This window comes from Mycoavidus cysteinexigens, from assembly GCF_003966915.1.
Taxonomy (GTDB): Bacteria; Pseudomonadota; Gammaproteobacteria; order Burkholderiales; family Burkholderiaceae; genus Mycoavidus; species Mycoavidus cysteinexigens.
The window spans coordinates 222,304-238,395 of the sequence record NZ_AP018150.1; the positions used below are offsets into that span (position 1 = coordinate 222,304).

Genomic DNA, 16,092 nt, shown 5'->3' on the forward strand with positions numbered 1-16,092 from the left:
TGTTGATTCAGTGTATGGATTCAGGAAAGCGCGCTGCGCGTGAGTATTGCATATGGGCGGCGATTATAAGCCACAACATAACAAGCCCCGCGCAGCTTATAAATAATGTGTGCTGCCCCGCATTTTTAAGCAACCAGCCGCCCAGCACGCCGCCCATAAAATAGCCAAGCGCTTGCACGGTATTGTAAATACCCATGGCAGCGCCTTTGCGCGCACCAGGCGCCAAAGTTGAAACGAGCGAAGGTTGCACCGCCTCAAGTATGTTAAAGCCGGTAAAGTAGATGAGCAGTATCGTGCCCAGCCACCATAGAGTAGGCGGAAATTCGGCAAATAACAATTGGCTAAATAGGATACACAGAATTGCCGCGAGCATGATGGTTTTCATGCGGCCATATTTTTCCGCCACGATAATTGCGGGGATCATCAGCACAAAAGATAACCCCATGACAGGTAGATAAACCTTCCAATGTGCGGCAACGGGCAGACCCGCGGCCTCTAGCAAGCGTGGCACCACAATAAAAAGCGCGATTTGAGAGAAGTGCAAAACAAATACACCAAAATTGAGGCGCAGCAATTCCGCATTCTGGAGCACTTGTGCAAATGGGGTTCGGCTCGGAGTAGGCGGGGCGGTGGGCGTAGGAACAACCCATAGCGTCACGCCGATCGCGGCCATCGCGAGCAGGCCAATCACAGCAAATAAGCCGCTCATGCCGAGCCAGTTAAATAAGGCTGGCGCAATAACCAGCGCCGCAGTGAACGATAGGCCAATGCTCGCCCCGACCATAGCCATCGCCTTAGTGCGATTTTTTACGCTGGTGAGGTCGGCTAACAACGCGACGAGCACGGATGAAATCGCGCCGGCGCCTTGCAAAGCGCGCCCCAGGATAATCCAACGGAGATCTGTGGCTAGCGCCGCCACTAAGCTACCTAATGCAAAGATGAGTAAACCGGCAATGATCACCGGTTTGCGTCCCAGCCAGTCGGATGCCCAACCATATGGAATATAAAAAACCGCTTGGGCCAGTCCATAAATCCCTAGCGCAAGCCCGACCAGTAGCGCATTATCGCCACCTGGCACGGTTTTCGCATACACTGAGAAGACCGGCAGAATTAAAAAAAGGCCCAGCATACGCAGCGCAAAAATCGCCGCCAACGAGACGGTAGCGCGAATTTCTTGTGCGCTCATAGATAAGGAGGCAATCAAAGGAAGACGAACAAATGCAGTAGATAAATTTTAGAATTGAGCACCATGCTCAGTAAACGATTATAGTAACAGGTTTAAGCTCTCTTTTTGCTACTGGTCATGGAAGAAATCCGCATTCGTGGGGCGCGCACGCACAATTTAAAGAATATCAGCCTTGATTTGCCCCGCCACCGTTTAATTGTGGTTACGGGACTTTCTGGCTCAGGTAAATCGTCGTTGGCTTTTGATACGCTCTATGCTGAAGGCCAGCGGCGCTACGTAGAAAGTTTGTCCGCCTATGCGCGCCAGTTTTTGCAGTTAATGGAAAAACCCGATGTTGATTTGATCGAAGGATTGTCGCCGGCGATTTCAATTGAACAAAAGGCTACATCACATAATCCACGCTCAACGGTAGGTACGGTGACGGAGATTCACGATTATCTGCGCTTACTGTACGCGCGGGTCGGTACGCCTTACTGCCCAGACCACGCCCTTGCGTTGACGGCGCAAAGCGTTGCGCAAATGGTTGATGCGGTGCTAGCTTTGCCATCTGGAACCAAATTGATGATCTTAGCTCCAGTGGTTTCTAACCGTAAAGGCGAGCATGCGGAGCTATTCACGCAAATGCAAGCTCAGGGGTTTGTCCGCTTTCGCATACGTTCGGGCGGAGGGACTGCAAATGAAGGCAAAGCCCATATTTATGAAGTTGATGAGCTGCCAAAGCTGAAAAAAAACGATAAACATACGATTGATGTAGTGGTCGATCGGATCAAAATTCATCCAGATATAAAGCAGCGCTTAGCAGAATCATTTGAAACCGCGTTACGGCTTTCTGCGGGGCGGGTAATTGCGGTTGAAATGGAGGGTGAGCATGAACATTCGTTTAGCTCGAAATTTGCTTGCCCGATTTGTTCTTATTCGCTGCCAGAGCTCGAACCGCGTCTTTTTTCGTTTAATAATCCAATGGGCGCCTGCCCGGAATGTGATGGCCTGGGTCAAATTACATTCTTTGACCCTAAGCGAGTGGTTGCCTATCCCTCGCTGTCGTTAGCTTCAGGGGCAATTAAGGGATGGGAACAGCGTAATCCTTTTTATTTTCAGATGCTACAAAGTCTGGCGGCGCATTTTAAATTTGAACTTGATGTTCCCTTCGAGAATCTGCCAGAAGATACCCAAAAAGTTATCTTATTCGGTTCACAGCGGCAGGTGATCCCTTTCTCCTATCTTAATGAGCGTGGGCGCACCACGATTCGCGAGCATTCGTTCGAGGGCATTATTCCGAATCTGGAACGTCGCTATCATGAAACTGAGTCATCGACAGTACGCGAGGAATTAGCAAAATACCAAAATAATCAGCAATGTACCGCTTGCGCGGGTGCGCGTTTGCGGCGTGAAGCCTGTTATGTAAAACTTGGCGAAGGCGACAACGCGCGCGCAATTTACGAAATCGGCGCTTGGCCGTTGCGAGATACGCTGCATTACTTCCAGAATTTGCATTTAACCGGAGCCAAACAAGGCATCGCGGAGCGCGTGATTAAAGAAATTACCGCGCGCTTAACCTTTTTGAATGATGTTGGCTTGAATTATCTTTCGCTTGAGCGAAGCGCGGATACTTTATCGGGTGGCGAGGCGCAGCGTATTAGACTGGCTTCACAAATTGGCTCCGGTTTAACCGGAGTCATGTATGTGCTTGATGAGCCTTCAATTGGTCTGCATCAACGCGATAACGACCGTTTAATTAAAACCCTAAAGCATCTGCGCGATTTGGGCAATTCGGTGATTGTAGTGGAGCATGACGAAGATATGATTCGTGCTTCTGATTACGTTGTAGATATGGGGCCAGGGGCAGGCGCGCATGGTGGTTATGTAGTTGCGCAAGGCACGCCCGCGCAAATTGAGGCGCAGCATGATTCATTAACTGGTGCCTATCTTGCGGGCCAGCGTCAAATTGCCGTGCCAACTGAGCGTAAACAAATGGGGGCCAATCGCTTAAAAATTATCGGCGCGCAGGGCAATAATCTAAAACAGGTGACGTTTGAGTTGCCAATTGGACTATTAAGCTGTATTACAGGGGTTTCGGGCTCAGGCAAATCGACTTTGATTAATGATACGTTATATCGCGCCGCCGCTCGCCATTTGTATGGTTCAACCACTGAAGCTGCGGCCTACCAAGAAATTGAAGGGCTTGAACATTTTGATAAGGTCATTAACGTTGACCAATCTCCAATAGGCCGCACGCCGCGCTCGAATCCAGCGACTTATACGGGTCTTTTCACACCTATTCGTGAGCTTTTTGCGGGCGTGCCGGCAGCGAAGGAGCGCGGCTATGGCCCGGGCCGTTTTTCCTTTAATGTCAAAGGTGGGCGCTGCGAAACATGTCAAGGCGATGGGGTGCTCAAAGTTGAAATGCATTTTTTGCCAGATGTCTATGTGCCATGCGATGTATGTCATAGCAAGCGCTACAACCGTGAAACGCTTGAGATTCAGTATAAAGGCAAAAATATCAGCGAAATCTTGGAGATGACCGTTGAAGTTGCGCATGAATTCTTTCGGCCGGTGCCGCTAGTTGCGCGTAAACTGAAGACACTACTAGATGTTGGGCTAGGTTATATTCGTTTGGGACAAGCAGCGACTACTTTATCTGGCGGTGAAGCACAGCGGGTGAAGTTGTCGCTAGAGCTTTCTAAACGCGATACTGGCCGGACCCTGTATATTCTCGACGAACCCACAACGGGCCTGCATTTCCATGATATTTCGTTGCTCCTTGAGGTGATTCACCGGCTGCGCGATCAAGGCAATACGGTCGTGATTATTGAGCATAATTTGGATGTCATCAAAACAGCGGATTGGGTGGTAGATTTAGGTCCAGAAGGCGGGGCCGGCGGCGGCCAGATCATTGCCTGCGGTACGCCGGAGCAAATTGCCAAATCAAAAGTCAGTTTTACCGGAAAATATTTAGCTCCACTCTTAAAATTAAACCGGCGCAAAAAACCTAGAGAGGGTGAGCTTGCAGTTGGGTCTAATGTGTAGCGTATGAAGGGGAAAGGAAATTAAGATGGAAGGTAATCGAACTCATCAGCCTAAACGTCATACTCATGCCAGTGCTATGCTGGATGCGCCAGGACGGAAAATAAACCATGCGCCAGCTAAATGGGTGGCGGTAGAGGTGGCCAGCTACATCCTGGCGGGGATTGCACTTTGGTTGGTGCTGGTGTTAAAGCTGCTAGGCGGCCTCCTGGCTGGTTTATTTACCTTTCAGCTGATTCATGCGTTGACCCCCTTATTGGAAAAGCGTTTGTCCAGCCAACGCGCGCGCTGGTTGTCAGTCATGTTGCTTTCTATTTTGGTAACGGGCGCTTTAAGCGCGGCGATTGTTGCTGCTATCTCGTATTTTCAACATAGTGCGCCAAGTGAACAAAAACTGCTTGAGCGAACTTTGCAAATCATCGATGGCGCGCGCGGCCAATTGCCAGTTTGGTTACAAAATTACTTGCCAGATGACATAGAGGATATTCGCGTCGGCGCTCTTGAGTGGTTGAGAGCGCATATTAGCGAATTGCGACAAGGCGGCAAAAATGTAGTGTTAGGTTTCGTGCGGATTGCGCTAGGCATCATTCTGGGTGCAATTGTTGCGGTCAGCGTCACACGCCGCGTTTATCGTTTGCCATTTGCCGCCGCCCTGGTAGCGCGGATTAGCCATTTTAGTGATGCGGTTAAACGGATTGTCTTTGCACAGGTAAAAATCTCGTTGATTAATGCGAGTTTAACCAGCATTTATTTATTACTCGCGTTGCCCCTGTTCCAGATTAACCTGCCGCTGGGCAAAACGCTGGTTCTATTGACTTTTGTGGTAGGGTTGTTGCCGGTAGTGGGCAACTTGATTTCAAACACCGTTATTATCGTGGTTTCATTATCAGCGGCTGGGGCGACGGTGGCGTTTGCTTCGTTGATATTTCTAGTGGTGATTCATAAACTTGAATATTTTTTAAATGCACGTATTATTGGTATTGAAATAGAAGCTCGTACCTGGGAGTTATTGTTAGCAATGCTTGTCATGGAGGCGGGCTTTGGTTTGCCAGGCGTAGTGGCTGCGCCGATTTATTATGCTTATTTGAAATATGAACTCTCTGCGGCGAAGTTGATTTAGCCTGCTTATACGCCGGATTTTTAAAGCGAATATAGATTATTTAAATAAATATGCACGGGTTTCATTAGACCAATTTAACCAAAGGATTTTGGATGAACCGCGAACCAAACCAGACCGAAGTGCTGCTGCGTCAGATGTCAGATATGGATAAACTAGCAGAACGTGTAAGTGAATTATGCGCGCAAGTTGCCGGCTTGACTGAAAATGCAGCGCGTGACCCTAAGGCGCAAGAGCGTTTAGCCAAGCTGCAACAAGAGTGGAGCGATAGCAACAGCAATGTGCCGGAGCAGATTCAGCAGATTCAAGCACATATGCAGCGTGCCATTGCTTGCGGTGAAGAATATACGCAAGCGGTGCGCGCTAAGGCGGATAAGTCTGAAATTGCCGACCAGAATGCAAGTTCAGATAAGACCCCCGGTAAAAAAGCACGGCAATTCGCCTGATGCATGACGCTCTTGATATAACTTTATCGAAAAAGGTATTTAAATGCTGAATAGTATTCCGCTCTCCCCGATTTTTAATGCCGCCACTTCTGTAAGCCAGCATAGGGCTTCGCAGGGAACGGCTGACTGGGGTATTTCTTCTGCCTTTGGAGACAAAGGTCCATTTGGATTAGTGTTGGAAGTATTAAGCCAATTACGCGCCACTCAGCAGCAATTGGTTCAGGAATCGAGAGAAAAGGTTGAGGCATCGAAAAAAAACTTAACGGCAAATGATGTTGTTTCGCAACAAGAGCAGATGAAGCTTTCGCAAGCAGAAAAGGCTCTCTCGGATTACGAGGCTGCATGGAACACAGTCATGCAATTGATTCAACAGTTAAACACTAGAATCCTCGATGCAATCCGATAAAATCGGAATGTAGAGCATGTCCTTCTGCTCGTGCCTGCATAGAGCGCGCAGGCTAAAATTGTTGTTGTAGCAACGGTAATGAGTGAGACCAAGACTCTAAAAAAGTAGTAAAATTAGAATAAGCTTTTTTAATTGGAAAGCTGTCGAGTATAACGTGCGCTGCTGAGGTATGAGAATGTTATGGTGCAGCAATTTAAAGATAATGAAGGGCAAAGCTTATTAATATGACAGCCCGTTTTCTGTGGAAGTTAGTTTTCCAATCGGGGCCCCTGGCTGGGCAAATATTACATCTACCTGCTGGTGAGTTAACCGTGGGCGACCAGCCTGGGTGCGATATAAATTTCCCTCTGCCGAATACCCCGGGGGATCATTGCGTGCTATCCGTTGATGAGCATGGTGTTACGTTACGACCTTTGCGAATACGTTGCAAAATTGATGGCCGCCGCTTAAAAATGGATGAAGTTAAATTGGAGGTGGGGCAAACCATAAATTTGGCCGGCTGCAAATTTAATTTGGCGCGAGTGGCTGAAGATGCAGCAAGTTCAGTTGAAACCTTGCCCGCTGCCCCAGTGCATGCTGCTGCGCGTGTGCGCGGTTTGCGTTTATGGGGCGTTGGCTTGCCCTGCATCATAGCGGCGGGCTTGGTGGCCGGCTTGTTGCAAGCAGGACAAGAATTGCGCGCTTCAGTGTCGCAATATATGCCATTTAATCTAGAGCGTTATCAAGAGGCGCTGCGCTTAAATTCCGGACTTGAGCAAATAAAGGTGGTCCGCGCTGAAAGCGGCGTGTTGACATTATCTGGTTTATGCCAGCATACCTTTGAATTAGCGCCGTTTTTAGTGCGGCTTGACGATGCGCGCATTCCATATAGCAATCAGGTCGTCTGCGCAGACGACCTGCAGCAGGGCGTTGCCTATCTACTGCGAGCTAATGGGTATCGGGATGCGCGGGTAAGCGCAGGTTCGTCGCTAGGCTCGGTCGTAATTACGGGTAACATCTATGCAGGTAAACGTTGGGAAACTGTGAGCCAGCAGCTAAATCAAATGCCGGGTTTGGCATCTTGGATGGTCAGTAACGACGCCGACGCGATTATCACAAATTTAGTGGATACTTTGCGTGAATGCAAGTTGCTGACAAAGCTAAGCGTGGCGCGCCAGGGCTGCGATATTTTGACAGTCACAGGCCAGTTGCCGGTTGCGCGCCAACAGCAACTGCGGCAAGTGTTAGACACATGGCAAAAACAGCATGAAGAACGTATCCGCGTAGTCTATCAGGATATCCCAACCTCAAAGCTTCAGCTCAGCATACTGCCTGCCGCCATAACGGGGTTTAGCGGCAATCATAAAACGGCCTTTCTGCAACTTGCCAATGGCATGAAAGTACAGATCGGCAGTATCTTGCCGAGTGGCTATGTGGTGTCCCAGCTAGACGAAGGCGGGGTTGAGCTGCGCAAAGAAGGGCAGTTGATTCATCTGTCGCTTGACTTATGAGCTGCAATCCAATGGGTAGTCCAGTGACGCAGCTTGAAGAGCGCTTATTCGCCGATCAGGACGGCGTGCATCGGGCTCAACTCGCGGCTCAACTTGAGCGCGAAAAAAATCGTTTGCAGCGGTTTTTGCGCCAATCTTGTCCTCCGGCTCAATATCGTATCTACAAACAGCAGCATGCGGCAGTGGAACATGCGCAAACAGTGATTGATGCAGTTTGGCGTACTTATCATAAACCGCTTGCGCGAAGAGACGCTCAGGTAGGTTCTTCCCTTTCAGTAAGAAAAAAATAGGAATAGCGTGAAACAATGGGTGTTGCTGCTAGCTATGTTGCTAGCTTTCGGGTCAGTGCAGGCGCGTATTCAATGGAAGGGTGAGCCGTACTTTATTACGACGCGTGGCGCAAAAGTAGCCGATGTTTTAAAAGACATTGGCGCAAATTACGGGGTTCCCGTGATTGTAAGCCCTAAAGTAAACGATCATTTTGTCGGCACGATTCGCAATGAAATGCCGGATGCAATTATCGAGCGTTTTACCCAACTATTTAACCTGGCCACCTATTATGACGGCCAAGCTCTCTATGTATATAAGGGGCATGAACTCAAGAGTCAGATTATTACGCCACGTTATTTGTCTACGCAGAAACTTATCCGATACCTTAGTCAAGGTGGTGCAAAAGAGCAAAAGTATTGCTCATTGCGCACCATAAGTAATTTCAATGCGCTTGAAGTGTTTGGCGTGCCCATGTGTGTCGAGCGGGTGAGCGAGCTGGCGAAAAATCTAGACGAAAAAGTATTGGACCAGGCGCAAAACCAAGAAACCGTAAAGGTTTTTCCACTGCGCTTTGCCTCTGCTGATGACAACATTTATAACTATCGCAAGCAAGAAGTTCGGGTGCCAGGTGTCGTGAGCGTCTTGCGCGAAATGATTCAGGGCCGTTCGCCGCTTGGAGAGGGGGTTCCGCTGACCAATGCTAAGGGGAGTTTTCCCCTGGAAACATTACCCGCGTTTTCGGCTGATTCACGACAAAATGCGGTTGTCGTGCGCGATCGGCAGGTTAATATGCCGATCTACGCGAAATTGATTAAGCAGCTTGACACACAGCCAGTCCAAATCGAAATATCGGTGGCGATTATCGATGTGAATGCGGCGAATCTCAGCGCGCTCGGGGTCAACTGGTCAGGTACTGCCAACATAGGCGAATTTGGCGTGAGTTTTAATGCCGGGTTGCCACAAGGTTCAAACGCTACACTTAGTAGCGTATTGAATGATACAACCGGTTTTATGGTGCGGCTCAATGCGCTTGAGCAGCACTCCCAAGCAAAAATTCTCTCGCGGCCATCCGTGGTCACCCTTAACAATGTGCAAGCGGTGTTGGATCGTAGCATCACTTTTTACACCAAATTGGAGGGGGAGAATGTGGCTAAACTAGAATCCGTTTCCGCGGGTTCGCTATTGCGCGTTACCCCGCGTTTAATTAAAAATGGTAGCTATGATCAGATCATGCTCACGCTGAATATTCAAGATGGGCGGCAAGCTGAACCAATTCCTGGCAACCATGAGCAATTGCCGCAGATTACGAATGCTGAAATTGCGACTCAGGCTACCTTATTGCCAGGTCAGAGTTTATTATTGGGGGGCTTTGTGCAAGACCAGCAGATGCAAGGTGAAAGTAAGGTGCCGTTATTAGGTGGAGTGCCGATTTTGGGGAATCTGTTTCGAAATAAAAACGGTACGGCGCATAGTGTAGTACGGCTCTTTCTAATCAAAGCGGAGCCGCAACCCATTGGGCCGCAACCCGCGCTTGCCAAGTTATCGAAAAGTCTTGCAGATGAAGGCTCGGTGGCAACCGAAATTGCGCAATAATTGCGTGCTTAAAAGCTAGAACGAATGTTTGATGTTTGTTGCTACGGCATCAATGCAAAAATTTAATTTTGTAAGGTGGGGTAAATATGAGTATTGCAACTGACCAAATCAGCCAGATTATGGGCCACAAAGCGAAAGATTTAATGACGCAACTGCAAAATACAGTTACTCGCCCTGATGTAGCGGATCCAAGCATCATGGCTCAAGTCCAGTATTTTACGCACCAACTCTATAGTACGATTGGTTTGCAAAGTGCGATTTTAGACGTTTACAAAAAAATCAACCAAGTCATTATTCAACGTATCTAATGACCGAGCTGGCGCGAGATATCAAACGGCTATTGGTCGAAGCCGCTATTGCTGCACCCAATCACGGTTTGGTTGCGCAAGCGCAAGGGCTACTTGAGGTACTGCCAGCACTAGGGCTAGAGGGTGAAACTCAAGCGCTTGCAGCTGCCATGGTGCATTTTGGCTTGCGCCAGCCGCGTACTGCATTAGAGACCATAAAAAATCTTGACGATAGTTGTGCGCAAGATTTACGTCAGATGATCGCAAATTACACGGATGACTTAGCGCGTAAAAACACGCGCTAAGTTAGCGCAGGTTATTTATTTGCCTTGGGTGAACCACTTTTTCTTTTGGAGAACTATTTTTTATGTCCATCGATATCCAATCGATTCCACCTTCGATGTTAGCGCCAGCCGCGCACGGATCCAATGGCATGGTTCAGCCGCAGCCTTCTATCGAGCAAGCGGAAGGATTCGCCAAATTATTGCAATCTAATGCGATACCTAAGCATGAAGAAGGGTTACTTAAGGCCATGCAGATGCAAGGTGAACGTGCTGCCCAGCGCCTAGCGCCAGCAGTGGATAAAGCGGTTGATGATCCTACGGCAATGCTCAAGGTGCAGCACGATTTAGTCAAAACTGTATTGGAACTTGATTTAGCCGCAAGAGTTGCAAAAGCCGGTGCCGATGGAATCAACAAACTCACGTCAATGTCATGAGCAAGAATTTTGTTGCGGGTTGCTTATTGGCGTTTAGCGTATTGTTAGCGGGTTGCCATGTAACGCTGTATTCAGATTTATCTGAATATGAAGCGAATCAAATGCTAGCGCTATTAATGGCGAATCAAATCGATGCCGCTAAGCAAAAAGATAAAGCAGGCGGTTTGACCTTGCAGATCAAAAAATCGCAATTCGTTCAAGCCGTTGAAATTTTGCGCCAAAATGGCTACCCACGTTCTAAATACGCGTCAGTGATGGATGTTTTTCCATCCAATCAGTTAATTACATCGCCGGAGCAAGAACGGGCGAAGATGAATTTTCTGAAAGAGCAACAAATCGAAGCCATGCTGATGAATATTGATGGCGTGATTGTGGCGCGCGTATCAATCGGTAGCGTGCCGCCTGACAATTTGGGCCTCGAGACGATTAAGCCGACAATCTCGGTGTTTGTAAAATATTCTCCGGCCACGAATTTATCGACTTGGCAAGGGCAAATTCGCGACCTTGTGCGTCAAGGCGTGCCTGGAATTCAAGATGACAGCATTAGCGTAGTGATGGTCCCCGCGACCCATCGTTATACGCCATTGCAACCGAAAGCGCTGCCCTCATGGTGGGTGCGTTTATTGCAAAATCCGATATTGTTTGGTGGCATGGTGTTGCTGTTTGTGGCGATGCTAGGTTCTGCCGTTGGTTTCTCTATATGGCAAACGCGTCGAACCTCATAGTGGATCCGCTAGAGGCGCGTTTATACGCATTGCTCTGGCGGCCAGGCGCAGCGATGCACCGGCATTGGTGGCCGGCGCTGGCGCTTGATGCATGGGAGCCCGTATATGAAACCTGTGCACGTAGCCGACGCTGGATTGAACAGGCGATTGCGGCACGCCGCGGCGTGCCCAAGGCTAGCACCGCGCTGCCTAAATTAACCTTGCTCGAGCGGCGCGTACTGGGTTTAGCAGACAAATTACCTGCTCTATTATTGGCGTTGGGCTTATTGCGACTTGGGCAACCGGAATATTGGATGCTTAAACCCTATATCGAAGTACTTAATCCGCATTTAGACGCAGTGGCCTGTTCTCAATTAGCCGTATTTGCAGCAGCCGTGACGCCGCCTGGATTCAAAGTGCAAGTATCATTAGTCGAGCCTGAGCAACTGATTGAGCATGCATGCCCCTATGGAGCGGCAGCGCTAACCGGGGCTTTCGCGGGTAGCGCCGTATTGCGAGCGCTTGAAATTTTGCTAGCGCCAGGTAGCTTTGACGGCGAGCCGCTGCTTGAGCCTGCCGCATCTTATGGGCTGGATACGTTATTCCGTTTGGCCCGTTTTTTATAAATTTGGATCTAGCCGTTACCGTGAATACCGAAGCCAATCCTTTTAACCTTGAAATTAAATTGTTTGCTGAGCCAGAGCCGTCAGAAGCGGTGCTGCCAGCGGCTGCCTTCGACCTCTTAGAGCAAGCGCAAGCGGCGCTTGAGCAGGCGCAAACGCAAGCGGATCTGATGCGGCATGAGGCTGAGCAAGAGGCGGTGCAAATTCGCGCGACGGCGAGTGAACTTGGCGCAGAAGAGAAAGCTGCATTGATTTGCCAAACTCAGGACGAAGCGCGTGATCAAACGGTAACGCAAGGGTTGCGTTGGCTAGCTGATGAGGCGCAATTAGAAGCCAGCATTATCGACCAACTAGAAGCGCGCGTACGCAGCACCATGGCCAGCGTATTGCAAGAATGGTTAGAGGGGCAAGACCAGATTGCGCAGCTTGCGCGCCAGCTAGCGGCGCAAGTACGGGTGCGCGCGCGGCAGCGCCCCTATCAGATCCGCCTGCACCCAACTGAATGCGAGTCGGTGGCGGCGCAGTTAGCGCAGAGTCCAGATTTAGCCGAGGTTCACTGCCTTGCGGATGCTGCGCTGACGGCCGGCCAAGCCATTATAGACATGGAATTTTTGCGTATCGAATTTGATTTAACGCGGCATTGGGCGCAAGTTTTGGCTGCGCTGCGGGGTGAAACTTCAAGCGCATCTGTAGTCACTACACATACTGACGAACCCGTACTTGAGACATTAGCGCCGCAAATTGAGTCGGCGTGGTAAAAGCATTCTTAAATAGACTAAATTTAAAAGATTAATTCATGAACAGGCTGACTCCCGTTATCAACCGGCTGAACTCTATTTTAATCGCTGCTTCCAAACGGCAAGATATTGTTCTAGTCGCGATTGTGGTAACGGCAGTGTTTATGATGATCCTGCCACTGCCAACTGTACTGGTCGATATATTAATCGCAATCAACATCATGTTGTCAGTGACGGCGCTAACGATTGCAATTTATATTCGTAATCCGCTTGAATTTTCAGCCTTCCCAGCACTTTTGCTGATCACCACCTTGTACCGGCTAGCGCTGACGATCACGACCAGCCGTTTGGTTTTGCTGCAGCATGATGCAGGCGAGATTGTCTATGCCTTTGGTAATTTTGTCGTAGCCGGCAATGTTGCGGTCGGAATTATTATTTTTACGATCATCACCGTCGTGCAATTTATTGTCATTACCAAAGGCGCCGAGCGAGTGGCTGAGGTCAGCGCGCGATTCTCTTTAGATGGAATGCCTGGGCGGCAAATGAGTATCGATGGCGATATGCGGGCCGGCGTGTTGAGCGCGGAAGAGGCGAAAAGTGAGCGCGAATTGTTGCAAAAAGAAAGCCGTCTATTTGGGGCAATGGATGGCGCGATGAAATTTGTCAAAGGCGACGCCATTGCCAGCATTATCGTAGTCTTGGTGAATATCATTGGCGGGATTGCGATTGGCGTCATGCAGCATAATATGAGCGCAAGCCAAGCTGTCGGCACCTACGCGATCTTGTCAGTAGGCGACGGTCTAATCGCACAGATTCCAGCATTATTGATTTCAATTACCGCGGGTCTGATCGTGACTCGCATCCCAAATGCGGAGCAGCAAAACCTCGCCACTCAAATGACGAGCCAATTGACGGGACAGCCCTGGGCGTTGCTCATGGCGGGGGGCGTCATGGCTATTTTTGCGCTGATTCCCGGCTTTCCCCCCTTCATCTTTGGTGGACTGGCTGCTCTAGCCATAGGTTTTGGCTTGTATATTCGACGCACCAGGGCTGCGGCGGCACGCGGATCGCAGGAAGTGGATGCGGCCAAGGATGAGCTCAAAACTGCCCCGGCGCCTGCGCTATTGGTGCGGCTTGGACCTAAAGCCGCCCAGCGCGATCGGCTCGCCACCGTGCTGGAGCAATTTCGCCGAGAAAAATTCGACGAGCTTGGCTTGCCGCTCCCGCTGCCGATTATTGTAGAAGCTCCAGAGCTGCCACCGTATCAAGTTGAAATTCAGCTATATTTGGTTCCGGTAGTTACACTAACTATGCCGGAAGCGGTCGATCTAGTCTGGGCAAAAGCGCAAGCTTTGCATATCGATGCGCAAGAATATTCTCTGCCATGGGGCGTAACGCTCTCTTGGCTGCCGCAAGAACATAAAGATATAGTAACCAGTCTCGGCTTAACTACATATAGTCATGAGGAGCGTATCAGCGCACTGCTAGGTGCGGTGGTGGCACGTTATGCGGAAGATTTTGTTGGTTTGCAAGAAACCCGTGCCCTCCTAAACAGCATAGAAAAAAACTACCCTGAACTGTTGCGCGAACTGTTGCGCGCGATGACTTTGCAAAAAATTTCTGAAATTATGCGGCGCCTGGTCTCCGAAGGCGTGCCAATTCGCGACCTGCGCTCAGTATGCGAGGCATTAGCGGATTGGGCAAATAAAGAAAAAGATATTGTTTTATTAACCGAATATGTGCGCATCACTTTGCGCCGGCAGATCTGCCATGTTTTTGGTGGTCCGCAACGCCGTATTTCAGTACTCTTAATTGGCGAACGCATTGAAAATATGATCCGCGATTCAATCCGCGAAACCTCCGCTGGGACTTATGCAGCATTAGATGCGGATAAAACTAGCGCGATTCTTGAACTCTTGCGTCGTCATATTAATAGCTATCAGGCCCGTGCAGAATACCCGGTACTCTTGACGGCAATGGATGTGCGTCGTTATTTACGCAAGATGATCGAACGAGAATTTTTCTCCACCCCAGTATTATCGACGCAGGAATTAATGGAAGATCTTGAGGTGAATGTGCTGGGTAGCCTAGAGTTATTTGATGAGGACCGTCGCCATGCATTGGCCTGAAGTTGAAGTGGTCGCACAGCGCCTGGATGAAAGGCTGCAAGCCAACGTTCCGCTGTCGCTTGCGCGCGTGATTGGTACGGTTCGCCGCGTGGGTTCAACCGTTCTGCACGCTTCTTTGCCGGGCGCCCAATTGGGCGAACTATGCCGTATTGGTACACGCGGTTTGATCGCGGAAGTCGTGGGTTTAAGCGAAGAAACCGCAATTTTGTCGCCGTTTGATGAACCTCTAGGAATCGCTTGTGGAGCTGATGTTGAACGGCTGGGGCGGCAACTTGAAATTGAAGTAGGGGATCACTTAATTGGTGCTGTATTAGATGGGTTTGGTCGGCCGTTAAAAGTGCAAAGAACGCGCGCGCCAGGGACGTTGAGCCAGTCGCGGCCGATTTGCGCGGACCCGCCAAGTGCGTTGTCGCGTCCTTTAGTCGAAGAACCTTTGGCGCTCGGGATCCGCGCAATTGATGGCTTGTTGACCTGTGGCAAAGGACAACGGGTCGGAATTTTTGCGGCGGCAGGCGTTGGCAAAAGCGCCTTGTTAGGCATGATGATGCATGGCAATCTGGCCGATATTGTGGTTCTCGCATTGGTAGGGGAGCGTGGTCGAGAAGTGCGAGAATTTATCGATCGTGTATTTGACGATGAAATGCGGCGGCGCGCCGTGATTGTGATTGCAACTTCTGATCGGCCAGCGCTTGAGCGCTGTAAAGCAGCGTATACCGCAACCACCATCGCTGAATATTTTCGTGATCAAGGCAAAAATGTATTGCTGTTAGTTGACTCTGTCACGCGTTATGCGCGCGCGGCGCGTCAGCTTGGCGTGGCGGCCGGCGAGCCGATGGCGGCTAATGGTTATCCCCCGAGCGTTTTTGCTGCGTTGCCGCGCCTATTAGAGCGCGCGGGGCCAGCCGCGCATGGCGTGATAACGGGTGTCTACACTGTGCTCGTAGAAGGCGACAATATGAACGAGCCAGTGGCCGATGAAACTCGCTCGATTTTGGATGGGCATATTGTTTTGTCGCGGGCCTTGGCCGAGCGTAATCATTATCCCGCGATCGACGTATTGCGTAGCGTCAGCCGAGTGATGAACCAGGTTGCCCCTTCTGAGCTGAAAAAGCACGCTGCCAAATTGCGGCGTTTGCTGGCTCGTTACGATGAGATAGATTTACTGGTACGGGTTGGCGAATATCAGCGTGGCCAAGATGCGGAAGCTGATGAAGCGCTTGAGCGGCGCTCTGCAATCGAGAGTTTTTTGCGCCAAAGCGCAGCGCAAAGGGGAGGGCTGGCTGAAACTGAAATGGCGCTGAGGCAAGCGCTTACCGAGCGTCAGTCTACTAGGTCAGACCAGAATGAGTGGATGCATTAACT

16 protein-coding genes are annotated in these 16,092 nt (G+C 49.9%); 15 read left to right on the plus strand and 1 reads right to left on the minus strand.

The annotated features are described in order from the left end of the window. Positions 1–7 precede the first annotated feature (7 nt). Complete coding sequence (locus MCB1EB_RS00890) at positions 8–1,186, minus strand: MFS transporter (protein WP_026922120.1); 1,179 nt, start codon at positions 1,184–1,186, stop codon at positions 8–10. 117 nt (positions 1,187–1,303) lie between these two features. Here MCB1EB_RS00890 and uvrA point away from each other — a divergent pair, with 117 nt between their 5' ends. The 15 genes from uvrA to MCB1EB_RS00965 all read left to right on the plus strand — a co-directional run bounded on the left by uvrA (position 1,304) and on the right by MCB1EB_RS00965 (position 16,090). Further along, entirely contained in the window at positions 1,304–4,213 is a 2,910-nt protein-coding gene (uvrA, locus tag MCB1EB_RS00895) for an excinuclease ABC subunit UvrA (protein ID WP_045363603.1), read from the plus strand. Positions 4,214–4,238: 25 nt separating this feature from the next. Continuing rightward, complete coding sequence (locus MCB1EB_RS00900) at positions 4,239–5,330, plus strand: AI-2E family transporter (protein ID WP_232034128.1); 1,092 nt, start codon at positions 4,239–4,241, stop codon at positions 5,328–5,330. A 92-nt stretch (positions 5,331–5,422) separates the two neighbouring features. Further along, on the plus strand, positions 5,423–5,773 hold the full coding sequence (locus MCB1EB_RS00905; protein ID WP_045363600.1) for a hypothetical protein: 351 nt from the start codon (positions 5,423–5,425) through the stop codon (positions 5,771–5,773). Between the two features lie 43 nt (positions 5,774–5,816). Beyond that, positions 5,817–6,179, plus strand: a complete 363-nt coding sequence (locus tag MCB1EB_RS00910; RefSeq protein WP_045363597.1) for a hypothetical protein — start codon at positions 5,817–5,819, stop codon at positions 6,177–6,179. Positions 6,180–6,403: 224 nt separating this feature from the next. After that, a complete protein-coding gene (gene sctD / locus MCB1EB_RS00915; RefSeq protein ID WP_045363594.1) occupies positions 6,404–7,669 on the plus strand; it encodes a type III secretion system inner membrane ring subunit SctD in 1,266 nt (421 codons plus the stop codon). Between the two features lie 11 nt (positions 7,670–7,680). Further along, entirely contained in the window at positions 7,681–7,959 is a 279-nt protein-coding gene (locus MCB1EB_RS00920) for an EscE/YscE/SsaE family type III secretion system needle protein co-chaperone (RefSeq protein WP_232034129.1), read from the plus strand. 7 nt (positions 7,960–7,966) lie between these two features. Further along, positions 7,967–9,532 carry an EscC/YscC/HrcC family type III secretion system outer membrane ring protein gene (locus MCB1EB_RS00925; protein WP_232034130.1) on the plus strand — a complete coding sequence of 522 codons (1,566 nt, stop codon included), beginning with the start codon at positions 7,967–7,969 and terminating at the stop codon, positions 9,530–9,532. Positions 9,533–9,618: 86 nt separating this feature from the next. Continuing rightward, positions 9,619–9,840 (plus strand): hypothetical protein, encoded by a 222-nt coding sequence (locus MCB1EB_RS00930; protein WP_045363584.1) that lies wholly within the window; start codon positions 9,619–9,621, stop codon positions 9,838–9,840. Beyond that, complete coding sequence (locus MCB1EB_RS00935) at positions 9,840–10,124, plus strand: DUF1039 domain-containing protein (RefSeq protein WP_045363581.1); 285 nt, start codon at positions 9,840–9,842, stop codon at positions 10,122–10,124. The genes MCB1EB_RS00930 and MCB1EB_RS00935 overlap by 1 nt, the downstream gene beginning before the upstream one ends. 62 nt (positions 10,125–10,186) lie before the next feature. Further along, on the plus strand, positions 10,187–10,537 hold the full coding sequence (gene sctI, locus MCB1EB_RS00940; RefSeq protein ID WP_045363578.1) for a type III secretion system inner rod subunit SctI: 351 nt from the start codon (positions 10,187–10,189) through the stop codon (positions 10,535–10,537). Continuing rightward, positions 10,534–11,262, plus strand: coding sequence for a type III secretion system inner membrane ring lipoprotein SctJ (sctJ, locus tag MCB1EB_RS00945; RefSeq protein WP_045363575.1), 729 nt, complete (start codon positions 10,534–10,536; stop codon positions 11,260–11,262). The genes sctI and sctJ overlap by 4 nt, the downstream gene beginning before the upstream one ends. Further along, entirely contained in the window at positions 11,262–11,867 is a 606-nt protein-coding gene (locus MCB1EB_RS00950) for a type III secretion system domain-containing protein (RefSeq protein WP_045363572.1), read from the plus strand. The genes sctJ and MCB1EB_RS00950 overlap by 1 nt, the downstream gene beginning before the upstream one ends. Before the next feature lie 20 nt (positions 11,868–11,887). Next, the gene (locus MCB1EB_RS00955; RefSeq protein WP_045363570.1) at positions 11,888–12,622 is read left to right on the plus strand and encodes a FliH/SctL family protein; all 735 of its coding nucleotides are present in this window, start codon (positions 11,888–11,890) and stop codon (positions 12,620–12,622) included. Positions 12,623–12,660: 38 nt separating this feature from the next. Continuing rightward, positions 12,661–14,730 (plus strand): type III secretion system export apparatus subunit SctV, encoded by a 2,070-nt coding sequence (gene sctV, locus MCB1EB_RS00960; protein ID WP_045363566.1) that lies wholly within the window; start codon positions 12,661–12,663, stop codon positions 14,728–14,730. Then, entirely contained in the window at positions 14,717–16,090 is a 1,374-nt protein-coding gene (locus MCB1EB_RS00965; protein ID WP_045363562.1) for a FliI/YscN family ATPase, read from the plus strand. Before sctV ends, MCB1EB_RS00965 begins: the two co-directional genes overlap by 14 nt. The last annotated feature ends 2 nt before the right edge of the window (positions 16,091–16,092 follow it).